The sequence below is a fragment of the Bradyrhizobium iriomotense genome (genome assembly GCF_018130765.1).
Taxonomy (GTDB): Bacteria; Pseudomonadota; Alphaproteobacteria; order Rhizobiales; family Xanthobacteraceae; genus Bradyrhizobium; species Bradyrhizobium iriomotense_A.
This window is the reverse complement of the sequence record NZ_JAFCJZ010000028.1, coordinates 59,837-84,489: the sequence shown is the minus strand read 5'-3', so window position 1 is coordinate 84,489 and position 24,653 is coordinate 59,837. Positions and strand designations below refer to the sequence as shown.

Sequence of the window (24,653 nt, the reverse complement as noted above, 5' to 3'; positions counted from 1 at the left end):
TCATGACGCGTGAATTCTCCGCCGGCAACTATCGTTTCATCCCGTCCGTGTTCCAGTATTCGGCCGGCGCTGCCGCGGATGAGGGCTACGAGATCGAGCGCGTCCGCTTCGACCGCCTGGTGCCGCTGGCCGAGGGATTTGCGCTGGCCGCAAAATTCATCCGGGAGGCGGGGCGTCCGCTGACGGCGTTCTGTGCCTGCGAGCTGCGCTCGCCGGCCGCCTTCAGCGAGGAAGGCTTCCGCGCGTTCAACCTGCATTACGTGAAGACGCTGTCCGAATGGGGCATCTTTGACGGCACCACCAATCCGGTGGCGCGCAGCAATGTCTGTCCTGAGATCGATCCGCCGTCCGAGCCGTCGTTCTACGCCTTCTCCTTCACGCGCCCGACGCGATCGAACGCACCCAGCTTCGTCATCGCCGGTGGCGCCGAGGCACGCGAGGGCAGCGGCACTTATGTCGAGCGCACGGTGCGCTACCGCGACCTCAGCCCGGAAGGGCTGCGCGAGAAGGTGCGCTTCACCACGACGTCGCAGATGGAAAACCGGATGGTGGCCTTTGGCTTCGGCTGGAAGGACACGACCGGCGTGCAGGCCTATTCCGTGCACGACTTCCACCACGCGCTGGTCGACGAGCTGGTCCGCCGTGGCGCGCTGCGCTCCGGCTTGACCTGGCACTTCGCCCGGCCGCCAGTGGTCGATCTCGAATACGAGATGGATTGCCGCCGCGTGATGCGGGAGGTCGTGATTTGAGATCCTCGAGGGCGACGCTCTCTCCGTTCCCTCCCCCCTTGCGGGGGAGGGGCAGGGAGGGGGGTGCCACACGGGGATTCTCTCCATCGCACACCGGCGCTCGGCGCTGCTTCAACAACTGATACTTTTTGCTGGGCTACCCCTCTCCCTAGCCCTCCCCCGCAAGGCAGGGCTATCGCATATGGCTGAGGGCAGCCATGAGGAAGGTGTTGTCCCAGCCTGCGCGCTTAATTTTGCGCCGCAAGGATGCTGTATCCGGGTGAGTTCGCAGGATGTTGAGGGCAAGCCTGCGCAGAATGGCAAGGTTCTCGGGCGCATGGTCGCAGCGCGAGCGGTTGCTGTCCTCGGCAAAATGGACGTCGAGCACCCAATGGAGCTGGTTCTCGATGCCCCAATGACTGCGGGTGACGTGAAGCAGCCGCTTGGGAGCAATGTATTTGGACAGGAGATAGTGGCGCACGACAGGCGCATCGGCCGGCTTGCCGCGCAGGCGCCTGCGCGAGGTAATGCGCCCTATCGCGGCGGCACCTGGGAAGCCGTAGAGGCCTGCCAAGCTGGTATTGCGCATGATTGTGGCACGTCGCACTTCGCGTCGATCATGGCTGGAAGGGTCGATCTGCTCAGCTGTGCTGCGCTTGCCCGATCGCGCAAATTGTTGGGTCACCGCGGTGAACAGGCGCCCGCGGTTAGCCTTGATCGCCAGAACATAGTCGCCGCCGCGCTCGCGCACCGTCGCCGCAAACGCGCGGTTACAATGCAGCGCATCGGCGGTAACGATGCAGCCTTCCAGCGATAGAAGGTCCAGCACCTCTAAAGCGCCGGCCGTCTCGTTGCGACCAGATGCCTTCTGCTGAGCCAGGGCCATGCGGGCATCCACCGCGAAGACGTTGACCATGTGCAGCGGGGTAGCCTTGCCGCCGCGTTCGTAGGCCCCGCGCAGGGCCTTGCCGTCAACCGCTACCACCCCGGTCAGCTCGATACGATTGGCCTTGGCAAAAGCCGCCATGAAGCGACGAAATGCGCGCTCAAAGGCTTGCGGTTTGAGCAGGCGGAACACCCGACTGAATGTGTCGTGGCTCGGGATGCCGTGATCCAGTCGAAGAAAGAGCCGCAACAGCTCCTCCTTCGACTGCCCGAAATCCGCCATGTCCGAACACGACTCCGCCCCGCACAGCATCGCCGCAAGTGCGATGAACAGCACCTCCAACAGATCGTGCCTAGCATTGTCCGCGCGCGGGTCCGGTAGCCGCCGAAAGGCCCTCTTGAACTCCTTCATTCGACCCCCTCCATAACCCGGGAGTCGCCTTCAGAATCTGTCTGGCCTCACAATGCAATAGCCAGCGAAAAGCCATATGCGATTCCCCTGCCCCGCAAGGGGGGAGGGAACGTACCTGTGTCGGGGCACTAGGCGAGGCTCATTCCTTCAGGCGCTAGCGCTGCCTTGGGTCGAGCGCGTCACGCAGGCCGTCGCCGAGCAGGTTCAGCGACAGCACCACGAGGAAAATCGCAAGCCCCGGCCAGATCGCCATCCACGGCGCCTGGGTCAGGAAGCGCTGAGCCGCGTAGAGCATGCTGCCCCAGGACGGCGCCGGCGGTTGCTGGCCAAGGCCCAGGAATGATAGCGCGGCCTCGGCGATGATGGCCGCTGCGATCGACAGCGTCGCCTGCACCAGCAGCGCCGGCAGGATATTCGGCAGGATATGCGAGAATGCGATCCGCCACGGCGGATTGCCGAGCGCACGCGCGGCCTCGACATAGTCCTCGGCCTTGACGACCAGCACCTGGCCTCGAGTCAGGCGGATGAAGATCGGGGTTGCCGAGATGCCGATCGCGATCATGGCATTGCCGAGGCTCGGGCCGAGAAACGCGGCCAGCGCGATCGCCAGGATCAGGAAGGGGCAGGCCAGCATCGCATCGGTGATGCGGCTGATCAGTGCGTCGGTGAAGCCGCCGCGATAGCCGGCGAGGAGGCCGAGCGGCACGCCGATGCCGAGCGCGATCGCGACCGAGATGAGGCCTGCGAGCAAGGAGGCGCGCGCGCCGTAGACGACGCGGCTCAGGATGTCGCGGCCGAGCTCGTCGGTACCGAACCAGTGCGCAGCGGTGGCTGGCTTGCGCACCAGGCTCCAACTGGTCGCCATGGGATCGTAGGGCACGACGATGGGCGCAAGGACTGCCAACGCGATGAACATCGTGATGACGACAAGCCCGAACACGGCGGCCTTGCGCTTGAACAGCCGCCGCCGCGCGCGGCGCGCCGGGCTGTCGAGCTCATAGGCTTGCGTGGCTGAGGGGGCGGCGGGCAGCGCGGCGTCGGTCATGGCGCTAGCCCCGCAGCCGCGGATTGACGAGAATATAGGCGACGTCGGCAACGAGGTTCAGCGTGATGTAGACGGTGGCCGTCACCAGCACGACGCCTTGCACGACCGCATAGTCGCGGTTGAAGACCGCGTCCACGATCAGCTTGCCGAAGCCGGGAATGGAGAAGATCTGCTCGGTCAGCACGGCGCCCGACAGCAGCGTGCCGAGCTCGAGCGCGCCGAGCGTGATGACGGGTGTCAGCGCGTTACGCATCGCATGCTTGAGGATGACCGAGCGCTCCGACAGTCCCTTGGCGCGCGCCGTGCGGACATAGTCGCTTTCCAGCACCTGGAGCATCGCGCTGCGCGTATGCCGCATCAGGATCGCGGAGATCGCGTTGCCGAGCACGAAGGCCGGCATGATGGTGGCAGCAAGGCTCGCACGCCAGTTCTCGGTGAGCGGAACGTAGCCCGAGGGCGGCAGCCAGCCGAGCTCGATCGAGAACAGGAAGATCAGCATGATCCCGAGCCAGAAGTTTGGTGTCGAGATGCCCCACAGCGCAAACAGATTGGCACCGTAGTCCCAAGCCGTGCCCTTCTTCACCGCTGAGACGATACCGGCGGGAATGCCGATGAAGAACGCGATCAGGATCGCCATCGAGCCGAGCTGGAGCGTCACCGGCAGCTTCTGCGCGATCAGCTCGCGCACCGGCATCTTGTTGCGTAGGGACTCGCCGAAATTGCCCGTCAGGACGCCCTTGAGCCAATAGACGTATTGCACCGGGATCGGCTGATCGAGCTTGTATTGCTGGCGGATCTGCTCGATCACGGCGGGATCGCGCTCCTCGCCGGCCATCACCAGCGCGGGGTCGCCCGGCAGCAATTGTTGCAGCGAGAAGATCAGCACCGACACGAAGAACAGCGTGGGCACGATCTGCGCGATCCGGCGGGCGAGGAAGTTCAGCATGATGCCGGTCGCTTCGTGGGCGCTGTCGTGTTCACTTGAACTTCAACCCGACCACGCGCACCAGCCCGTCGGGCATCTGCCGATAGCCCTCGAGCTTCTTCGTGTGGGCGATCAGCAACGTGCGGTGATAGATGTAGATGATCGGCAGGTCGTCGAGCAGGATCTTGGTCAGCTTCCCGTAGATCGCCTTGCGTTCCTCGACGTTGGATGTCGCCCGCCCCTCTTCCAGCAGCTTGTCGGCCTCGGGGTTCGAATAGCCTCCGTCGTTCTGCGGCGCCTTGCTGCGCATGAAGATGTAGGAATTGCCGTCGGGATCGATACGGCCGCTCCAGTTGATCTGGAACACCTGGAATTCGCCGGCCTGGGATTGCTTGAAGGTGGTCGCGAATTCGACGGCGCGGATCTTGATGTCGAAGCCGGCTTCCGCGGCCATGGACTGCACGACCTGCGCGACGGCCTCGTACTCGGTGCCCTTGGGGACCATGTAGTCGACGGTGACGGGGAGGCTGACGCCGGCTTCCTTCAACAGCGCCTTGGCCTTGGCGATGTCGCGGCCCGGAATCGGAAAGGCCTTCTGGTAATAGGGATGCGTCGGGCTGACCCACTGATTGCCCGGGGTGAACTCGCCGTTGAACACGACCTGGTTGATGGCCTCGCGGTCGATCGACAGGCTGAGCGCCTGGCGCACCTTCGCCGACTGGCTGAGCGGCCCCTTGGCCTTGTCGTTGCCGATGTTGATGGTGAGGCCTTGATAGCCGAGCTCGGGGGCCGTCGACAGCACCAGCTTGGGATCGGCGCGGACGTCCTTGATGTCGGTCGCGAGCACGCGCTCGATCAGGTCGAGCGCACCGGATTTCAGGTTTGCAAGCCGCACGGTCGAGTCGATGATCGGCTGGAACACGACGCGGTCGATGTGAACGTTGTCCTTGTTCCAGTAGTCGGCGAACTTCTCGAACACCATCCGGTCCTGCTGGACGCGCTCGACGAATTTGTAGGGGCCGGCGCAGACCGGATGCAGGCCGAACTTGTCGCCGGCTTCCTTCGCCGCCTTCGGCGACACCATCATGCCGGATCGGTCGGTGAGCTGGGCGATGAGCGGCGAGTAGGGCGTCTTCAGCACCAGCTTGATGGTGAGGGGATCGACCACCTCGACGTGGTCGACGCTGGCAAGCTCGGATTTCCGGAACGAAGTCGGCAGCGTCATGTGACGCTCGAGCGAGAATTTTGCAGCCTCCGCATCCAGCGGCTCGCCGTCGTGGAATTTGACGCCCGGGCGGAGCTTGATCGTCATCTCCTTGCCGTCGGCCGACGTTTCGTGGGACAGCGCCAGCTGCGGCACGATGTTGAGCTTCTCGTCGATGTCGAACAACTTGTCGCAGAAGGCGGAGAACACGATGCGGCCGACATAGGTGCGGCCGATGCTGGGATCGAGAATGTCGGGGTCTTCGGCGATCCCGATGCGAAGCGTGGTCTGAGCCTGGGCCGTGCCCACGAGCGACGTCAGCAAGGCTGACGCCAGGATTGTCAAACGCATGAAACTCATCGCTCTCAACCTCTGTTCTACCTCAATGCGGGAGGCGCCCCAACTGAACTAACCCCGCCGCCGCGCGCTGCTTCCGGCCCGCCGCTGAAGGCTGCGACCAATTTTTCAAGAACCGGCGAGAAGCCGCCGTCCATCGGGACGATCGCCGCCGAGGACGGCAGTTCCGACGTTCGGTGGCAAGCCGTTGCATGTCCGGTGCCATCCGCCACAAGCCGCGGCATTTCGCTGCGGCAACGGTCGACCACATAGGGGCAGCGGGTGTGGAAGCGGCATCCCGGCGGCGGATTGAGCGCGCTGGGGATCTCTCCCTGCAGCACAATCCGGCTGCTCTTTGCCCGCGGTTTGGGCACGGGGATCGCGGACAACAGTGCGCGGCTATAGGGATGGCGCGGCGCTGCGAACAACGCGTCGGCCTCCGCGGTCTCGACGATCTGGCCGAGATTCATCACCGCGACGTGGTCGGCGACGTGCTTGACCACGGCGAGGTCGTGCGAGACGAAGATGTAGGCGAGGCCGAGCCGGTCCTGGAGTTCGCGCAGCAGGTTCAGGATCTGCGAGCGGATCGAGACGTCGAGCGCCGAAACCGGCTCGTCGCAGATGATCAGCTTCGGTTCGACCGCGAGCGCGCGGGCGATGGCGATGCGCTGGCGCTGACCGCCGGAGAACTCGTGCGGATAGCGCCGGGCGAGGCGCGGCTCCAGCCCGACCAGCCGCAAGATCTCCGCGACGCGTTCGGGCCGCCGCGCCGGCGGCACGAGATCGTGCAGCGCCAGCGGCTCGGTCAGGATCTGGCCGACCGTCATGCGCGGATTGAGCGAAGCGTAGGGGTCCTGGAAGATGATCTGCGCCTCGCGGCGAAAGGCGCGCAATCCGCTGGCGTCGAGCGAAAGCAGGTCGCGTCCATCAAAGCGCACCGTGCCGGCATCGGGCTCGATCAGCCGCAGCACCAGGCGGCTGACGGTGGACTTGCCGCAACCGGATTCGCCGACGAGCGCCAGCGTCTTGCCGGCCTCCAGCGAGAAGGACACGCCATCAACGGCTTTGACATGCGCGAGCGCCCGGCCGAACAGCGAGCGCTCGGCGACGAAATGCTTGACCAGACCGTCGACCTCGAGCAGCGCCATCACGACACCAGCAGTTCGAGCGGCGCGCGGATGCAGCGCGAGAGGTGGCCCGGGCTGACCTCCACCAGCGGCGGCGGCGCCTTGGTGCAGGCGTCCAGCGCGAAGGGACAACGCGCGGCGAAGCGGCAACCGGCCGGTGGTTGCGCCATATTCGGGACCATGCCTTCGATCGTCGCAAGCTGCTCGGCGCGGTGATCGAGCCGCGGGATCGAGCCAAGCAGGCCGACGGTGTAGGGATGCTGCGGCGCGGAGAACAGCTCATCCACCGGCGCGCGCTCGACGATCTCGCCGGCATACATCACCGCGACCTCGTCGCAGACCTCGGCGACGACGCCGAGATCGTGGGTGATCAGGATGATCGCGGCGCCGCTTGCCGCCTTCAGCTCGCGCATCAGCTCCAGGATCTGCGCCTGCAGGGTGACGTCGAGCGCGGTGGTCGGCTCGTCCGCGATCAGGAGCCGCGGATCGCAGGCCAGCGCCATCGCGATCATCACGCGCTGGCGCATGCCGCCGGAGAGCTTGTGCGGATATTCGTCGATGCGCCGCTCGGGCGAAGGGATGTGGACGCGGCGCAGGAGTTCGATCGCGCGCTCGCGCGCGCTCTTCCGCGAGCCGCCGCGGTGACGCAGGATCGTCTCGATGATCTGGTCGCCGATCGTAAAGCTCGGGTTGAGCGAGGTCATCGGCTCCTGGAAGATCATCGCGAGCCGGTTGCCGCGCAGATCGCGCAACGTCTGGTCCGGGGTCTTCAGCAGGTCAAAACCGTCGAAGCGGATCGCGCCCGAAATCTCCGCGCTCTGCTTCGGCAAGAGCCCCATGATCGCCAGCGACGTCACGCTCTTGCCGCAGCCGGATTCGCCGACGAGGCCGAGCGTGGCGCCACTGGCGACGCTGAGATCGACGCTGTCGACGGCGTGGGTCACGCGGCCATCGTCGCCATGAAAGCGGATACGGAGATCGCTGATCTCGATGAGGGGGCTGGCGCTCATGATTGCCTTGCGCGCGCTGCGGCAATGCTGGCGTCGATAACGCTGCGATCGGTGTTGCCGGCCGGATTCTGCCGCGTCGGCATGGACGGGCGGAAGTGAACCCAGAGCTCGTGGCTGACGCGTTCGAGCCGTTCGAGCTCGCCGAGCGGATCGGGATGATCGTCGGCGCGAATGTCCAGCGCCGGCCACTCCTCTTCGCCGTGGATCAGCAGCGCAGCCGATTGCTTGCCGCGCTTGTCGCCGCCGGCGGCTTCGCCGGCGCGCATCGCCGCGAGCAAGCGGCGGGGGAAGGGCAGGCTGTCATTGGCGATGTAGGTCTTCGCGGTCTCGTCGAGCACGTCGGCGCCGGCCAGCATGTTGCCGGCGATGGAGAAGCCGCTACCCGCGATGTGGCCGTACCAGTCGACGCAGTCACGCCCTGTATGTGCTGCGATCTCGCCGCTCGCGTCCATGATGTGGACCTGGCGGCTCTCGCGGCCCTCATCGGTCGCGAGCAGGGTAGCGAGCACGTCGTGGACGTTCAAACCTTCGCGCAGCAGCTTCACGCCGTCGATGCCGTAATAGGGATTGACGAAGGCCTGGGTCGCGATCGCGCCGAGGCCGGCGGCGATATAGGGCACGCGCGCGCCAACGGCGAAGAAGCGGGTCGCTACCGCGATGCCGAACTGGCCGGTAGCAGGATCGCGCGCGATGATCGACCAGGTCATGTGTTGCCTTCAGCGTCCCGCGGCGTAGCCTTGCATGCCGCGCGGATTGGCGGCGGCGCGGCGGCGGACCCCGACGCGCGAGGCTGCGGTGAGGCGGCCTTCCGACCAGTCGGGGCCGACCTCGACGATATGCCCGCGCTCGCGCAGATTCTCGATCGTCGCCTTGGGCACGCGGTTCTCAACCACGAGCACGCCGGGCCGCGCGGTGCGCGGCCAGAACGAGATCGGGAAATGCTCGGAATGCCAGGCCGGTGCGTCGATCGCTTCCTGGAGATTGAGGTTGCAATGGACGTGGCGCAGGAAGAACTGCGTGATCCACTGGTCCTGCTGGTCGCCGCCGGGCGAGCCCCAGGCGAGATAGGGCTCGCCGTCGCGCAGCGCCATGGTCGGCGACAGCGTCGTGCGCGGCCGCTTGCCGGGCGCGAGCGCGGCGGGATGGCCTTCCTCCAGCCAGAACATCTGGGCGCGGCTGCCCAGGCAAAAGCCGAGCTCGGGAATGATCGGCGAGGATTGCAGCCAGCCGCCTGACGGCGTCGAGGACACCATGTTGCCGTCCCTGTCGATGATGTCGAAATGGACGGTATCACCACGCACTTCGCCGAAGCGTCCGACCGTCGGCTCGCCGGCGCCGAGCGCGCCGACGGCCTCGCGCTGGCCCTCGGCACGGCGCAACTTGACCACGCCGCCAAAACCTTCGACGGAGCCGGGGATGAAATCGAGCGAGGCCTTGTCGGTGACTAGCTTGCGGCGCTCGTCGTTATAGGCATCCGACAGCAGCGTTCCGATCGGGATCTCGGTGAACTTGGGATCACCGTAGAATTTTTCGCGATCGGCGAAGGCGAGTTTTGCGCATTCGATCTGGAGATGAATGAACTCCGGCCCGGTCGGGTCGAGTCCGTCGAGCGCAAAGCCCTTGAGCAGCGCAAGCTGCTGCAGCGTCACCGGGCCCTGGCTCCAGACGCCTGCCTTGCAGACGGTGTAACGGCCATAGTCGTAGGTGAGGGGTTCTTCGATCGTCGGCTGCCAACGCGCCATGTCGTCGGCGGAGAGCACGCCGCGATGCGGCGAGCCGCTGACGTCCATCACCTCCTGGGTGCGGCAGAACTTGTCGATGGCTTCGGCGACGAAACCTTGCGACCAGGCTTTTCGCGCGCGCTCGATTTCGGCATCACGGCCACCGCCGCCGCTTTCGGCTTCGCTCAGGATGCGAGCGTAGGTCGCAGCCAGCGTCTTGTTGGTGAAGAGCGTGCCGGGCTTCGGCACCTCGCCGTTCGGAAGATAGACAGCCGCCGATGTCGGCCAGTGCTTGCGGAACAGTTGCTCGACGGTCTGGATCGTCGCGCAGGCGCGCTCGACCAGCGGATAACCGTCGCGCGCATAGGAGATCGCCGGTTCCAGCACGTCGCGCACGCGCATCGTGCCGTAATCGCGCAGCAGCATCATCCAGGATTCGAAGGTGCCTGGGACGCAGGCGGCGAGCAGGCCGGTGCCCGGCACCATGTCGAGGCCTTCGCTCTTGTAATGCGCGATGGTGGCGCGCGCCGGCGCCGGGCCCTGGCCGCAGATCACCTCGGTGCGGCCGCGTTTGACGTCGTGCACGATAACAGGGACATCGCCGCCGGGGCCGTTCAGATGCGGCTCGACCACCTGAAGCGTGAAGGCAGTGGCGACGCCGGCATCGAAGGCGTTGCCACCTTTTTCCAAAATGCCCATGCCGATCGCGGTCGCGATCCAGTGCGTGGTGGCGACGACCCCGAACGTGCCCTCGATCTCGGGCCTAGTCGTGAACGGATCGGGATTGATATTGCTGCCCATGGGACTTCACCACCTTATTGCCGGCGCGCGCAATTGATCACAGCCGATACCGCGCCGCCAATGCGTAGGCTGCATGGCACGCGCGCGTCACGCCGGGACCGGCGCGGTGTTGACTGCATGGCAGGCGACGCCGTCGATCAGTTCCGGCGTTTCCTTGCGGCAGAGGTCGAACGCCAGCGGGCAGCGCGGATTGAAGGCGCAGCCGGGCGGCGGATTGATCGGGTTCGGGATCTCGCCCTTCACCGGAATGCGCTGGCGGCCGCTCATCGCGAGATCCGGTACCGCGCCAAGCAGCATCTTGGTGTAGGGCATGCGCGGGCGGGAAAACAGCTCGCGTCCCTCCGCGATCTCGACGATGCGGCCGAGATACATCACGCCGACGCGGCTCGCCATGTGGCGGACCACGGCGAGGTTGTGGCTGATGAACATGTAGGTCAGGCCGAACTTGTCCTGGAGGTCGCGCATCAGGTTGAGGATCTGCGCCTGCACGGAGACGTCGAGCGCGGAGGTCGGCTCGTCGCAGACGATGAATTCGGCGTCGGATGCGAGCGCGCGCGCGATCGCGATGCGCTGGCGCTGGCCGCCGGAGAATTCGTGCGGGAACTTCAGCCGGTCATCGGGATGCAGGCCGACGAGGCTGAGCAGTTCGCCGACACGGGCCTGGATGTCGCGCTCGCCCTGGATCAGGTCAAACGCGCGGATCGGCTCGGAGATGATGGCATCGACGCGGAAGCGCGGGTTCAGGCTCGCATAAGGATCCTGGAAGATCATCTGGATGCGGCGGCGCAGCTTTCGCCGTGCGAGGGCCTGCCGCGGATCAGCCATCGAGACGCCGTCGATCAGTACGTCGCCGGAGCTTGGTGGCAGCAGGCCGACCACCATCCGCGCCACCGTGGTCTTGCCCGAGCCGGACTCGCCGACCAGCGCAAAGGTCTCGCCCTTCCTGATGTCGAAGGTGACGCCATCGACGGCCTTGAGGTATTCGAGATGGCCGCCTTCGAGCACGCGGTTGAGCCAGGGTTTTGAGACGTCGAAGACGCGGCGCAGATTGGTGGCCTTGACGAAGGGCGTGCTCATGCCGCGCTCTCCGCCGGCACGGTGTCGTAGAGATGGCACGCAACGGACTGCGCGCCGCGCGGCAGCGGCTCCGGCCGCTCGACACGGCAACGATCGAAAGCGAAGGCGCAGCGCGGATTGAACGAGCAGCCGCGCGGGATCGCCGACAGGCGCGGCATCGAGCCCGGGATCTGCACCAGGCGCTTGTCCTCGCCGGCAAGCGTCGGGATCGCGCCCATCAGGCCCTTGGCATAGGGATGCAACGGGTTCTTCACGACGTCCTGCACCGGGCCGATCTCGGCGACGCGGCCGGCATACATCACCGCGACGCGGTCCGAGGTCTCGGCGATCACGCCCATGTCGTGGGTCACCAGCATCACGGCGGTGCCGTGGTCGCGGCCGAGCCGCTTGATCAGCGAGATGATCTGGGCCTGCACGGAGACGTCGAGCGCGGTGGTCGGCTCGTCCGCAATGATCAGCTCCGGCTCGGCGCAGATCGCGAGCGCGATCACCACGCGCTGGCGCATGCCGCCGGAGAATTCGTGGGGATAGCCGTCGATACGCTTTTCCGGCGCGGGAATGCCGACCTCGGCGAGCAGGTCGATGGCGCGGCGGCGGGCGGCGGATTCGGAGAGATTGAGGTGGGTCCGGATCGTCTCGACGATCTGGTCGCCGACCTTGTACAGCGGATTGAGCGAGGTGAGGGGATCCTGGAAGATCATGCCGATGCGCTTGCCCCTGATACGGCGCATCTCCTCCGGTGGCAGATTGTCGATACGCAGGCCTGCAAGATGAATCTCGCCGCCGGCGATGCGGCCGGGCGGATCGATCAAGCCGATGACCGCCAGGCCGGTGACGGATTTGCCTGCGCCGGATTCGCCGACCACCCCGAGCACCTCGCCCTTGGCGATGTCGAAGGAGACGTCGTCGATGGCGCGCAGCGTGCCGCGGCGGGAGGCGAATTCCACCTGGAGGTTACGCACGGAGAGAACGGGTTCGGTCATGGGCGAGGCGTACTCATCGAAGCTTCGGGTTGAGCGCGTCGCGCAGCCAGTCGCCGAGCAGGTTGATCGACAGGATCAGCGCGGCCAGTGCGAGCCCGGGGAAGGCGACGATCCACCATTCGCCGGCGAACAGATAATTGTTGCCGATCCGGATCAGCGTGCCGAGCGACGGCATGGTGTCGGGCAGGCCGACGCCGAGGAAGGATAGCGTCGCCTCGGTGATGATGGCGAGCGCGAGGTTGATCGTGGCGATGACCAGGATCGGGCCCATCGTGTTCGGCAGCACGTGCCGCAGCATGATCTTCGGCGCGGGCAGGCCGATCAGCTGCGCGGCGGCGACGTAGTCCTTGTTCTTCTCGACCATCACCGAGCCGCGCACGGTCCGCGCGTATCCGACCCAGAAGCTCAGGCCGATCGAGATCACCAGCACGAACAGCATGCTGGTGGCGTCCAGTCGGTTGCCGAGGATCGATTTCGCGATGCCGTTGACCAGCAGCGCGATCAGGATGGCGGGGAAGGTGAGCTGCACGTCGGCGATCCGCATGATCACGCCGTCGACGGCGCCGCCGAAATAGCCGGCGATCAGGCCCAGCGCGATGCCGAGGGCGCCGGCGAAGATCACGCCGGCGACGCCGACGGCGAGCGAGATGCGCATGCCGTAAAGGATGGCGGAGAACACGTCGCGCCCTTGCTCGTCGGTGCCGAGCAGGAACGGGCTCTGGCCGTCGGCGGTCCACAGCGGCGAGATCCGCGAATTGATCAATTGCAGCTGCGCCGGGTCGAACGGGTTCTGCACCGCAAGCACGGATGCAAAGATCGCAAGCAGGAAGAACAGCACCGTGATGGCGGCCGCGACCATGGTGAGCTTGGAGCGGCGGAACGAATAGAAGACGTCGCTGTCGAGCGCGCGGCTGAGCCAGCTGCGGGCCGTGTGCGCCGGCTGCGTGCTCTGCCCATTGGAACTGGAAACGACTGCGTCGGACATGCAGGTGCCTTAGGTGGCGCGGCCGACCGTCGCGCGCAGGCGCGGATCGACCACGGTATAGAGGATGTCGACCACCAGGTTGATGGTGACGAAGATCAGCGAAACCATCAGCAGGTAAGCGGCCATGATCGGGATATCGACGTTTTGCACGGCCTGCACGAACAGAAGTCCCATGCCCGGCCACTGGAACACGGTTTCAGTGATGATCGAAAATGCAATAACCGAGCCAAACTGCAGTCCGGCCACGGTGATCACGGGAATGAGGGTATTCTTCAGCGCGTGGCCGAAGTGGATCGCGCGCGTGGTCAGCCCCCGCGCGCGGGCGAAGCGGATATAGTCGGTCCGCAGCACTTCCAACATTTCCGCGCGCACCAGCCGCATGATCAGGGTCATCTGGAACAGCCCGAGCGTGATCGAGGGCATGATCAGCGCCTTCAGGCCCGACAGCGTCAGAAGGCCGGTCGTCCACCAGCCGAGCTTCACCACCTCGCCGCGGCCGAACGAGGGCAGCCAGCCCAAAGTCACCGCGAACAGATAGATCAAGAGGATGCCGATCAGGAAGGTCGGCAGCGAGATGCCGATCAGTGAGACCGCCTGGAATAATTTGGCGAGCACGGTGTCGCGCTTGAGCGCCGAATAGACGCCCATCAGGATGCCGAACACCATCGCAAACACGGTCGCACAGATCGCCAGTTCCAGCGTCGCGGGCATGCGCTCGCTGAGCAGCGCCGAGACCGGCTGACGGAACTGGTAGGAGACGCCGAATTTGAACTGCGCGGCATCGGCGAAATAGCGCACGAACTGCACCGGCACGGGATCGTCGAGGCCGAGCGACTTGCGCACGACCTCGCGTTCGGCCGCCGACGTGTCGATCGAGACGATCTGGTTGACGGGGTCGCCGGCGAAACGGAACATCGAGAACGCGATGATGCCGACGGCGAACATGACGCCGATGGCCTGAACGGCGCGGCGAAGCGTGAAAGCGAGCATGCCTTCCACTTTCCTTGGGTGTGCGTACGGCCAACGTCCTTGTCAGCCGGAAAAGGAAAGGTCCCGGAAGCCTGACGCTGCCGGGACCTGATGTTCAACTAACGCTATTCCTTCTTGGTCGCCCAGTGGAACATGACGAGATTGTCGGCGCGCTGCGGCAGGTTGACCTTCTTCGATACGCCCCAGGCCAGCGCCTGCTGGTGCAGCGGGATATAGGACCAGTCCTTGATGCCGATCTCGTAGGCCTCCTTGATCAGTTGGTTGCGCTTCTCGGTGTCGGTTTCGACCAGCACCTTGTCGGTGATGGCGTCGAACTCCTTGTTGCAGTAGCCGCCGAGATTGGCCTCGCCCCGCGAGGATTTCGCATCGTCGCGGCAGCCCATGATGTCGTAGAGCACGTTGTGGGAGTCCATCGTGCTCGGGGTCCAGCCCAGCAGGTAGAACGAGGTCTGGTAGCCGCCCTGCTTGAGCACCTTGGCGAAGTACTGCGCCTTCGGCTGCGCCAGGAGATTGATCTTGACGCCGATGCGGGCAAGCATGCCGACCACAGCCTGACAGATCGCGGCGTCGTTGACGTAGCGGTCGTTCGGGCAGTCCATGGTGACCTCGAAGCCGTCGGGGTAGCCGGCTTCGGTCAGCAGCTTCTTGGCGCCGTCAGGATCGAATTTCGGCCGCGTGAAGCTCTTGGACAGCGCGAACAGCTCCGGCGCGATCATCAGCGCCGACGGCGTCGACAGCCCGCGCATCACGCGCGTCTTGATCAGCTCAATGTCGATTGCCTTGTAGAAGGCCTCGCGGACACGGGCGTCCTTGAACGGGTTCTTGCCCTTGATGTTGGAGTAGAGCAGCTCATCGCGCGTCTGGTCGAAGCCGATGAAGATGGTGCGCAGCTCCGGCCCCTTCAGCACCTGGGCATTCGGGCTGGAATCGACGCGGGAGATGTCCTGGATCGGAACCGGCTCGATGACGTCGACCTCGCCCGAGAGGAGGGCCGCGACGCGGGTGGCGTCGGAGGCGATCGGCGTGAAGATGATCTCCTTCAGATTGCCTTCGACCTTGCCCCAGTAATTGGGGTTGGCCTTGAACACGGTCTTCACGCCGGGCTGATGGCTCTCGATGATGAAGGGACCGGTGCCGTTCTCATGGAGCGAGGCGTAGCTCGGCGTGGTCGCCGCCACCGGCGTCGGATCGACGACGTTGTTCTCCTCGGCCCATTTCTTGTCCATGATGTACCAGACATCCCACGAGTTATGCAGGATGGGATTGGGCGAGGGCAGGACGAAATCGACGGTGTAGTCGTCGACCTTGACCACCTTGACGTCGGGCGCAAGGCGGGTCTGCATATTCGACCCCTTCTTGCGGACGCGATCGGCCGAGAACACCACGTCGTCGGCGGTGAAGGGGTCGCCGTTGTGGAATTTCACGCCCTTGCGCAAATGGAAGCGCCAGCGGGCCGGTTCCGGGGTTTCCCAGCTTTCCGCCAGTGCCGGGATGATCTTGAGATCCTTGTCGCGCGCGGTGAGGCCCTGATAGACGTGGCCGAGATGGGCGTGGGTGGTGCTCTCGTTGAGCGTATAGGGATCCAGCGACTTCAGGTCACCCTGGTTGGCATAACGTAGCGTCTGGCTCGACGCCGGCGAGACCGCCAACGCAAGCGTACCGGCGAGCGTCGCCGCAAACAGACTTCGACCGACTGACATTCTTGACCCTCTCCACACTGCCACGCCGGTGATTTTTGATTGTTCGGCGAGGCTGACTGATCCATGTTGCCCAGAGTTCTTGACCCGTGCAAGCGCCATTCCAGCAAGGAACGCGCCAAGTTGCACCGCTGTGCAGCAATGCTGCCCGGCAATCTAGGGGAGGCCGGCGCGCGAACGACATTCGACTTTCGACCTGTGTACTCTTCGGAGGAAGGGAGATTGGCCTGCCGGCCCCTGGCGTTTCAGCCATCCGCTACGCGGTCTCTGCCGGGTGATTTGATTGACCATACCCGTCGATTGCGGAAGCCGGCCCCGGCAGCTTCCCTTCAGGTCGCTTGCGTTGCACACCGTGTCGCGGTGATACTCCGGCAAGCCGCTCGAATCTCATCCGGAGGGGACATGAAAGTTAACATCGAAATCGACTGCACCCCCCTCGAGGCCCGCCAGTTCTTCGGATTGCCCGACGTGGCGCCGATGCAGACGGCGGTGATGGACAAGCTGCAGCAGCAGATCCTCAGCAATATCGAGAAGGTCTCGCCGGAATCGCTGATCCAGAGCTGGTTCACCTTCGATCCGAAGATCGCCGAGCGGTTTCAGGACATGTTCGTGACGATGGCTGGTCTCGGCAGCCCGCGCAGCAGCGACAAGAAGAAGTAGTGCAGTCCGGGCGGGACGGGGCGCAGGATCCAGGCCGGCTTCGTCCGCCGGCTCTCGGTCTGCTGCTGGCCGAAGCCCGTGGACTGTTCGAGTTCAATGCGAGTCTGTTGCTCTCGCCGCTCCTGATGCGTGCGCCCAAAGGCGACGGCCATCCGGTGCTGGCGCTGCCGGGCTTTCTCGCCAGCGATCTTTCGATGGTGCCGCTGCGGCGCTATCTCAGCGAGCTCGGCTATGAGGCCCATGCCTGGCGGATGGGCCGCAATCTCGGCGGGCTGGAGCGGATGCGGGAGGCATTGCGCACGCGTCTCGCCGAAATCCATGCGGCGAGCGGGCGCAAGGTCAGCCTGGTCGGATGGAGCCTCGGCGGCGTCTATGCCCGCGATCTCGCGCTCCAGGCCCCTGATATGGTCCGTTACGTCGTCACGCTCGGAAGCCCTTTTGCCAATGACGTTCGCGCGACCAACGCCACGCGGCTCTACGAGGCGCTATCCGGCGAGCGGGTCGATGATTTCGCGGAAGCGCGCGAAGCGATCGCCGGCGAGCTGCCGGTGCCGGCGACGTCGATCTATTCGCGTGCCGACGGTGTCGTGAACTGGCGGACCTGTCTGCTCCATCCCTCCGACCGTGCCGAGAACATCGAGGTGTACCTGGCGAGCCATATCGGGCTCGGCGTGAACCCCGCGGTGCTGTGGGCCGTGGCGGACCGCCTGGCGCAACCGGAGGGAGAGTTTTGGCCATTTGACCGGGCGGGGCCCTTTGCCATTGCATATGCCCCGCCGGAGCGGGCAGTATCGGCCTGACGAGAAGCGCCGCCAAGGCGCCCGTCGAATACTCGGGAGGGAACTATGGCTGACGGTAAGAAGCTGTCGTCGCTGGACGCGTCGTTTCTCTATCTGGAAACGCCTGAGATGCCGATGCACGTCGGCAGCATGGCAATCTTCCGCCTGCCCGACGACTACAAGGGCGACTTCTTCGAAGACTTCAAGGCGATGATCGTCTCGCGCCTGCACATCGCGCCGATCCTGAAGGCGCGGCTGGAGAAGGCGCCGCTCGACATCGACCATCCCTCCTGGGTCGAGGACGACCAGTTCGACATCGACCGCCACATCTTCCGCGCCAGCCTGCCGCAGCCGCGCGACCGCGCCACGCTCGAAAGGATCGTCGGCTGGATGCACGCCAAGCTCCTGAACCGCGCCCGCCCGCTCTGGGAGTTCTACGTGTTCGAGGGCATGAAGGACAACGAGGTCGGGCTCTATTCCAAGATGCACCATGCCGCGATCGATGGCGGCGCCGGTGCGGCGCTGACCAACATGATCTACGACATCTCGCCGGTCCCGCGGAAGGTCGAGCCGCCGACGGGTGGAGCCAAGCCCGGACAGGAGCCGCGCGACATCGCTGCGAACCTGCTCGATTCCTATCAGCAGCTGTTCAGCCAGCCGCTCGATGCTTCGCAAGCGGCGAAGAACCTGCAGCTGCCGCGCACCGGCAAGAGCGACATCGGCTCGATCCTGTTCGACAACGCCATGTACCAGATCGAGAGCGCAGTGCGCTTTGCCGGCAACATCCCGACCGTGCTCAAGAGCGTGTCCGACGTGCTCGGCAAGGTCGCAGACCCAAAATCGCGCGAGAGTTTGGCCAGCATGGTGTCGCCGCCGACCATGCTGAACAAGACGATCTCGTCGGAACGGAGCTTTGCCGGCGTGTCGATTTCGCTGTCGCGGGCCAAAGCGCTGGCCAAGCAGGCCGGCGGCAAGCTCAACGACGTCGTGCTGGCGCTCGCCTCCGGCGTGGTCCGCCGCTACCTCCTGCAATATGGCACGCTGCCGGCGAAGTCCCTGACCGCCGCCGTGCCGATCTCGCTGCGTGAGGAGGGCAACACCGAGGCCAACAACCAGGTGTTCGGCATGATCTGCGCGATCGCCACCAACATCGAGGATCCCAAGGCGCGGCTGGAGGCGATCATCGCGCAATCGACCAAGTCCAAGGAGATGTCGCATCCCTTGCGCGCCTTGATGCCGCAGGTCTCCAACATCTCGATGCTGGGCGCACCGATCATGGTGCAGATCCTGGCGCTGCTCTACAGCCGCTCGAATCTCTCCGACGTGCTGCCGCCGGCCGCCAACATCACGGTGTCCAATGTGCCCGGGCCGCGGCAGACGCTCTATGCCGCCGGCGCCGAGCTGCTGCACATCTTCCCGGTGTCGATCTCGACGCACGGGCAGGCGCTCAACATCACCGTGCAGAGCTATCGCGACCAGCTCGATTTCGGCTTCATCGTCGGCGCCAACATCATTCCGCACGTGCAGGTGATGTGCGACATGCTGCCGGAGGAGTTCGCCGCGCTGGAGGCCGCCTATGCGCCGCCGGCGGCCGACGTCAAGGGCGCTGCTGAGTAGGAAGTTCGCCATGATTGACATGCCGCCGCTCAAGTTCGCGACGACGAACGGAATCCGCATGGGCTATTACGAGGCGGGCCCGGCCGATGACAAGCCGCCGGTCGTGCTGTGCCATGGCTGGCCGGAGCTCGCCTTCTCCTGGCGCCACCAGATCAAGGCGCTGAGCGAGGCCGGCATCCGCGTGATCGCGCCGGACCAGCGCGGCTATGGCGCGACTGACCGGCCCGAGCCGGTCGAGGCCTATGACATGGAGCATCTGACTGGCGATCTCGTCGGGCTGCTCGACCATCTCAACATCGACAAGGCAATCTTCGTCGGCCACGACTGGGGCGGCTTCGTCGTCTGGCAGATGCCGCTGCGGCACCCTTCGCGCGTCGCCGGCGTGGTCGGGGTCAACACGCCGCACTGGGACCGCGCGCCGATCGACCCGATCGCGCTGTTCCGCCAGCGCTTCGGCGACCAGATGTACATCGTCCAGTTCCAGGATCCCGCGCGCGAGCCCGACAGGATTTTCGGCACCCGCGTCGAAGAGACCTTCGATGCCTTCATGCGCAAGCCGGCCGCGCGCCCTCCGGGTGCGCCCGAGGAACAGCCGATTGCCGGCATTGGTGCTTCGCCCCGCATCAACCTGGCGTTCCCACAGATGATTGCGAATTACGACGCCAAACATGATCCGCGCACCCCGATCCTGTCGGCGGAGGAGAAGAAGGTGTTCGTCGACACCTTCACGAAAACCGGATTCACCGGCGGCATCAACTGGTATCGCAACTTCACCCGCAATTGGGAACGCTCGAAGGGGCTCGATCACCACATCCACGTGCCGTCATTGATGATCATGGCCGAGAACGACGCGGTGCTGCCGCCGTCTGCGGCCGACGGCATGGAAAAGCTGATCGCCGACCTCGAGAAGTACCTGGTGAAGGACAGCGGCCATTGGACGCAGCAGGAGAAGCCGGAAGAGGTCAGCGCCAAGCTGATCGAATGGCGTAGAAGGCGGTTTGGCTAGCTCGTCGTTGCGAGCGAGGCGAAGCAATGCGGGAATGTGTCCGCGGAGACGCTCTGGATTGCTTCGTCGCAAGGGCTCCTCGTAATGACGAGGTGACTGATCGATGCAGGGGGAAGCGCATTTAATGTCGTCATCCAAGAATCGTCTGGACCCGATCCCGCACCCGCCGACGAAGCCGGTGGTCGGCAACATGCTGTCGCTGGACCCGGCCGCGCCCGTGCAGCACCTGACGCGGCTCGCCAAGGAGCTCGGTCCGATCTTCTGGCTCGACATGATGGGCTCGCCGATCGTCATCGTCTCCGGCCACGATCTCGTGGACGAGCTCTCCGACGAGAAGCGCTTCGACAAGACGGTGCGCGGCGCGCTGCGGCGCGTGCGTGCGGTCGGCGGCGACGGCCTGTTCACCGCCGACACGAGGGAGCCGAACTGGAGCAAGGCGCACAACATCCTGCTCCAGCCGTTCGGCAACCGCGCCATGCAGTCCTACCATCCGAGCATGGTCGACATCGCAGAGCAGCTCGTCCAGAAATGGGAGCGGCTCAACGCCGACGACGAGATCGACGTCGTCCATGACATGACTGCGCTGACGCTGGATACGATCGGCCTGTGCGGCTTCGACTATCGCTTCAACTCGTTCTATCGGCGCGACTACCATCCCTTCGTCGAGTCGCTGGTGCGCTCGCTCGAAACCATCATGATGACGCGCGGCCTGCCGTTCGAGCAGCTCTGGATGCAGAAGCGCCGCAAGACGCTCGCGGAAGACGTCGCCTTCATGAACAAGATGGTCGACGAGATCATCGCCGAGCGCCGCAAGAGCGCGGAGGGAATCGACGACAAGAAGGACATGCTCGCCGCGATGATGACCGGCGTCGACCGCTCGACCGGCGAGCAGCTCGACGACGTCAACATCCGCTACCAGATCAACACGTTCCTGATCGCGGGCCACGAGACCACCAGCGGCCTGTTGTCCTACACGCTCTACGCGCTGCTCAAGCACCCCGAGATTCTCAAGAAGGCCTATGACGAGGTCGACCGCGTCTTCGGCCCCGACGTCAATGCGAAGCCGACCTACCAGCAGGTGACGCAGCTCACCTACATCACGCAGATCCTGAAAGAGGCGCTGCGGCTGTGGCCGCCGGCACCGGCCTATGGCATCTCGCCGCTCCAGGATGAGACCATCGGCGGCGGCAAGTACAAGCTCCGGAAGGGCACGTTCATCACCATCCTGGTGACGGCGCTGCATCGTGATCCCAGCGTCTGGGGTCCCAACCCGGGTGCCTTCGATCCCGAGAATTTCAGCCGCGAGGCGGAAGCTAAGCGGCCGATCAATGCCTGGAAGCCGTTCGGCAACGGTCAGCGCGCCTGCATCGGCCGCGGCTTTGCGATGCACGAGGCGGCGCTCGCGCTCGGCATGATCCTGCAGCGCTTCAAGCTGATCGACCACCAGCGCTACCAGATGCACCTGAAGGAAACCCTGACGATGAAGCCGGAGGGCTTCAAGATCAAGGTGCGTCCGCGCGCCGATCGCGAGCGCGGCGCCTATGGCGGGGCCGTCGCGGTTGCGTCGTCGGCGCCGAAGGCGCAGCGCCAGCCCACCACGCGGCCCGGCCACAACACGCCGATGCTGGTGCTCTACGGCTCCAATCTCGGCACCGCCGAGGAGCTCGCGACGCGCATGGCGGACCTTGCGGAGATCAACGGCTTCGCCGTGCATCTCGGCCCGCTCGACGATTACGTCGGCAAGCTGCCGCAGGAGGGCGGCGTGCTCATCATCTGCGCCTCCTATAACGGCGCGCCGCCCGACAATGCGACGCAGTTCGTCAAATGGCTCGGCGACGACCTTCCGAAGGACGCCTTCGCCGGCGTGCGCTACGCCGTGTTCGGCTGCGGCAACAGCGACTGGGCTGCGACCTATCAATCGGTGCCGCGCCTCATCGACGAGCAATTGTCGAAGCACGGTGCGCGCGCGGTCTATCCGCGCGGCGAGGGCGATGCGCGCAGCGATCTCGATGGCCAGTTCCAGAAATGGTTCCCGGCGGCGGCTCAGGTCGCGACCAAGGAATTCGGCATCGACTGGAATTTCACTCGCACGGCGGAGGACGATCCGCTCTATGCGATCGAGCCGGTCGCGGTGACTGCCGTCAACACCATCGTCGCCCAGGGCGGCGCCGTGGCGATGAAGGTGCAGGTCAATGACGAGCTCCAGAACAAGAGCGGGTCGAATCCGTCGGAGCGTTCGACGCGCCACATCGAGGTGCAGCTGCCGTCCAACATCACCTACCGCGTCGGCGACCATTTGAGCGTCGTCCCGCGCAATGATCCGACGCTGGTGGATTCGGTGGCTCGCCGCTTCGGTTTCCTGCCGGCCGACCAGATCAGGCTTCAGGTCGCCGAGGGTCGCCGCGCGCAATTGCCGGTCGGCGAGGCGGTGTCGGTCGGACGCCTGCTCAGTGAGTTCGTCGAGCTGCAGCAGGTGGCGACCCGCAAGCAGATCCAGATCATGGCCGATCACACCCGCTGCCCGGTCACCAAGCCGAAGCTGCTGGGCTTCGTCGGCGAGGCGCCTGAAACGCTCGAACGCTACCGCACCGAGATCCTGGCGAGGCGCAAGTCGGTGTTCGACCTGCTGCTCGAATATCCCGCCTGCGAATTGCCATTCCACGCTTACCTGGAAATGCTCTCGCTGCTGGCGCCGCGATATTACTCGATCTCGTCCTCGCCGTCGGTCGACCCGGCGCGATGCAGCGTCACGGTCGGCGTGGTCGAGGGGCCGGCTGCCTCCGGCCGCGGCACCTACAAGGGCATCTGCTCGAACTATCTCGCCAATCGCCGCGCGGGCGATACGGTCTATGCCACGGTGCGCGAGACCAAGGCGGGCTTCCGACTGCCGGACGATCCATCCGCGCCGATCATCATGATCGGCCCCGGCACGGGCCTCGCGCCGTTCCGCGGCTTCCTCCAGGAGCGCGCGGCGCGCAAGGCGAAGGGGGCCACGCTCGGCCCGGCCATGCTGTTCTTCGGCTGTCGCCATCCCGATCAGGATTTTCTCTACGCGGACGAGCTGAAAGCACTGGCGGGCGCCGGCATCACCGAGCTGTTCACGGCGTTCTCGCGCGCGGACGGACCGAAGACCTATGTGCAGCACGTGCTTGCCGCGCAGAAGGACAGGGTGTGGCCGCTGATCGAGCAGGGGGCCATCATCTATGTCTGCGGCGATGGTGGAAAAATGGAGCCTGACGTGAAGGCGGCGCTCGTCGCGATCCATGGCGAGAAGACCGGCAGCGACGCCGCAGCCGGTGCCCGGTGGATCGAGGAGATGGGGACGAAGAACCGCTATGTGCTCGATGTCTGGGCGGGTGGGTGATTGTTCGTCCGATCGTGCTAAAGCTCTCCCATGATTCCCTGGGAAAAGATCGACACCGCCAAAATCCCCGGCTCCGACGAAGAGCTTCGCCTGATGCGGCGGGGCAAGGAGTTTTCGATCAAGCTTGGCACTAACGAGCTGATGAACAGCCGCCTGTCGGGCTCGGAAGCCGCGCTCGCAACCCTTGCGGCCAAGCAGATCGAGAAGGTCAAGAAGCCAGTCGTCCTGATCGGCGGATTGGGTATGGGCTTTACGCTGCGGGCGGCGCTTGCCGTGCTCGGAGCTAAGGCGGAGATTATGGTCTCCGAGCTCGTCCCATCGGTCGTTGCCTGGGCACGAGGCCCGATGGCGGAGGTCTTCGGCGACAGCCTCGACGATGCCAGGGTGAGCATCCGGGAGACCGACGTCGGCGAAATCATCCGGGCGCAGCGGTCGGCCTTTGACGCCATTCTGCTCGACGTGGACAACGGGCCGGAGGGGCTGACCCGCAAGGGCAATGATGCGCTCTATGACGCAAGCGGGTTGGCGGCCGCCAAGGCGGCGCTGCGGCCGGGAGGCGTGCTCGCTGTCTGGTCGTCAGGACCGAACCCGGCATTCACCAAGCGTCTCGGCCGCGCCGGGTTCGACGTCAACGAGGTCAATGTGCGCGCCACCGGCAGAGGTGGCGGCTCGCGCCATGTGATCTGGATCGCGCGGAAGAGCTAGGTGGCTACGTCTCCGGGCTAGAACATCGTGTTGCTGTTCGCCGGATTTTCAGGAATCTCCTGAACGACATCCCAGTGCTCGACGATCTTGCCGTTCTCCAGCTTGAAGATATCGACGATAGCGCGGCCCCTGGTGTCGGGCTCGCGAACGGAGTGGACGTGGAGGATGACGTAGTCGCCATCTACGAAGCTGCGCTTGATCTCGCTGTGCGAGTTCGGAAACTTTTCACGGAGGAAGCCGATGAACTTGCGAAAGCCGTCCGGACCATCTGCCGCATTTGGATTGTGCTGCACATAGCGGTTGCCGATATAGGCGATGGCCGCATCGGCGTCCTTCTGGTTGAGGCCCTTCTCGTAGAAGGCAAGCACGGCCGTGCGGTTGGCTTCTTCCTGCGCGCTGCCGGCGATCGCCGCGCCGTTGCCGAGGGACAGCATGAGAATGGAAGCCGCAATCATTGCGACCAGGCGGACGATGAAATGCATGTGAGCTCCGAGAGGCCGCGGCCTCTTTTGTGATCGAGGGAGGCCTCTATAGCTTTCGTGCCGGCTTCCGTTAAGACAGTCACCGGCAGCTCACATGGTCACTGCGAAGAGACC

Annotated in this window: 21 protein-coding genes; 7 read left to right on the top strand and 14 right to left on the bottom strand. The window is 65.1% G+C overall.

From position 1 onward, the window contains the following. Positions 1-2 precede the first annotated feature (2 nt). Entirely contained in the window at positions 3-749 is a 747-nt protein-coding gene (cnbZ, locus tag JQ635_RS34225) for a 2-amino-5-chloromuconate deaminase CnbZ (protein ID WP_211414177.1), read from the top strand. Between the two features lie 172 nt (positions 750-921). On the opposite strand, the gene JQ635_RS34220 is transcribed toward cnbZ, so the two are convergent. From JQ635_RS34220 to JQ635_RS34160, 13 genes are all read right to left on the bottom strand, one after another. Beyond that, positions 922-2,025: an ISAs1 family transposase gene (locus JQ635_RS34220; RefSeq protein ID WP_211414176.1), complete on the bottom strand. Its 1,104-nt coding sequence runs from the start codon at positions 2,023-2,025 to the stop codon at positions 922-924. 154 nt (positions 2,026-2,179) lie between these two features. Continuing rightward, complete coding sequence (locus JQ635_RS34215) at positions 2,180-3,070, bottom strand: ABC transporter permease (RefSeq protein ID WP_211414175.1); 891 nt, start codon at positions 3,068-3,070, stop codon at positions 2,180-2,182. A gap of 4 nt (positions 3,071-3,074) precedes the next feature. Beyond that, on the bottom strand, positions 3,075-4,016 hold the full coding sequence (locus JQ635_RS34210) for an ABC transporter permease (RefSeq protein ID WP_211414174.1): 942 nt from the start codon (positions 4,014-4,016) through the stop codon (positions 3,075-3,077). Between the two features lie 31 nt (positions 4,017-4,047). Beyond that, positions 4,048-5,559: an ABC transporter substrate-binding protein gene (locus JQ635_RS34205; protein ID WP_211414173.1), complete on the bottom strand. Its 1,512-nt coding sequence runs from the start codon at positions 5,557-5,559 to the stop codon at positions 4,048-4,050. 17 nt (positions 5,560-5,576) lie between these two features. Beyond that, positions 5,577-6,683 carry an ABC transporter ATP-binding protein gene (locus JQ635_RS34200; RefSeq protein ID WP_211414172.1) on the bottom strand — a complete coding sequence of 369 codons (1,107 nt, stop codon included), beginning with the start codon at positions 6,681-6,683 and terminating at the stop codon, positions 5,577-5,579. Beyond that, a complete protein-coding gene (locus JQ635_RS34195) occupies positions 6,683-7,672 on the bottom strand; it encodes an ABC transporter ATP-binding protein (RefSeq protein ID WP_211414171.1) in 990 nt (329 codons plus the stop codon). The genes JQ635_RS34200 and JQ635_RS34195 overlap by 1 nt, the downstream gene beginning before the upstream one ends. Beyond that, positions 7,669-8,379, bottom strand: a complete 711-nt coding sequence (locus JQ635_RS34190; RefSeq protein ID WP_211414170.1) for a DUF1028 domain-containing protein — start codon at positions 8,377-8,379, stop codon at positions 7,669-7,671. Before JQ635_RS34190 ends, JQ635_RS34195 begins: the two co-directional genes overlap by 4 nt. 9 nt (positions 8,380-8,388) lie before the next feature. After that, the gene (locus JQ635_RS34185) at positions 8,389-10,194 is read right to left on the bottom strand and encodes a gamma-glutamyltransferase family protein (RefSeq protein ID WP_211414169.1); all 1,806 of its coding nucleotides are present in this window, start codon (positions 10,192-10,194) and stop codon (positions 8,389-8,391) included. Between the two features lie 87 nt (positions 10,195-10,281). Beyond that, the gene (locus JQ635_RS34180) at positions 10,282-11,271 is read right to left on the bottom strand and encodes an ABC transporter ATP-binding protein (protein WP_211414168.1); all 990 of its coding nucleotides are present in this window, start codon (positions 11,269-11,271) and stop codon (positions 10,282-10,284) included. Continuing rightward, positions 11,268-12,254, bottom strand: a complete 987-nt coding sequence (locus tag JQ635_RS34175) for an ABC transporter ATP-binding protein (protein ID WP_211414167.1) — start codon at positions 12,252-12,254, stop codon at positions 11,268-11,270. Before JQ635_RS34175 ends, JQ635_RS34180 begins: the two co-directional genes overlap by 4 nt. A 13-nt stretch (positions 12,255-12,267) precedes the next feature. Beyond that, positions 12,268-13,239, bottom strand: a complete 972-nt coding sequence (locus tag JQ635_RS34170) for an ABC transporter permease (RefSeq protein ID WP_211414166.1) — start codon at positions 13,237-13,239, stop codon at positions 12,268-12,270. A gap of 9 nt (positions 13,240-13,248) precedes the next feature. Next, the gene (locus JQ635_RS34165; protein ID WP_211414165.1) at positions 13,249-14,229 is read right to left on the bottom strand and encodes an ABC transporter permease; all 981 of its coding nucleotides are present in this window, start codon (positions 14,227-14,229) and stop codon (positions 13,249-13,251) included. Between the two features lie 104 nt (positions 14,230-14,333). After that, positions 14,334-15,929: an ABC transporter substrate-binding protein gene (locus JQ635_RS34160; protein WP_211414164.1), complete on the bottom strand. Its 1,596-nt coding sequence runs from the start codon at positions 15,927-15,929 to the stop codon at positions 14,334-14,336. 399 nt (positions 15,930-16,328) lie between these two features. On the opposite strand from JQ635_RS34160, the gene JQ635_RS34155 reads away from it, so the two are divergent. From JQ635_RS34155 to JQ635_RS34130, 6 genes are all read left to right on the top strand, one after another. After that, complete coding sequence (locus JQ635_RS34155; RefSeq protein WP_183245584.1) at positions 16,329-16,586, top strand: DUF6489 family protein; 258 nt, start codon at positions 16,329-16,331, stop codon at positions 16,584-16,586. Then, positions 16,586-17,386, top strand: a complete 801-nt coding sequence (locus JQ635_RS34150; RefSeq protein WP_211414163.1) for an esterase/lipase family protein — start codon at positions 16,586-16,588, stop codon at positions 17,384-17,386. The genes JQ635_RS34155 and JQ635_RS34150 overlap by 1 nt, the downstream gene beginning before the upstream one ends. 45 nt (positions 17,387-17,431) lie before the next feature. After that, positions 17,432-18,982: a WS/DGAT/MGAT family O-acyltransferase gene (locus JQ635_RS34145; RefSeq protein WP_211414162.1), complete on the top strand. Its 1,551-nt coding sequence runs from the start codon at positions 17,432-17,434 to the stop codon at positions 18,980-18,982. A 10-nt stretch (positions 18,983-18,992) separates the two neighbouring features. Next, positions 18,993-19,988 carry an alpha/beta fold hydrolase gene (locus JQ635_RS34140; protein WP_211414161.1) on the top strand — a complete coding sequence of 332 codons (996 nt, stop codon included), beginning with the start codon at positions 18,993-18,995 and terminating at the stop codon, positions 19,986-19,988. 124 nt (positions 19,989-20,112) lie between these two features. After that, entirely contained in the window at positions 20,113-23,352 is a 3,240-nt protein-coding gene (locus JQ635_RS34135) for a bifunctional cytochrome P450/NADPH--P450 reductase (RefSeq protein WP_211414160.1), read from the top strand. A 30-nt stretch (positions 23,353-23,382) separates the two neighbouring features. Continuing rightward, a complete protein-coding gene (locus JQ635_RS34130; RefSeq protein WP_211414159.1) occupies positions 23,383-24,057 on the top strand; it encodes a spermidine synthase in 675 nt (224 codons plus the stop codon). Positions 24,058-24,074: 17 nt separating this feature from the next. On the opposite strand, the gene JQ635_RS34125 is transcribed toward JQ635_RS34130, so the two are convergent. Further along, positions 24,075-24,539, bottom strand: a complete 465-nt coding sequence (locus JQ635_RS34125) for a nuclear transport factor 2 family protein (protein WP_211414158.1) — start codon at positions 24,537-24,539, stop codon at positions 24,075-24,077. Positions 24,540-24,653: the final 114 nt, after the last annotated feature.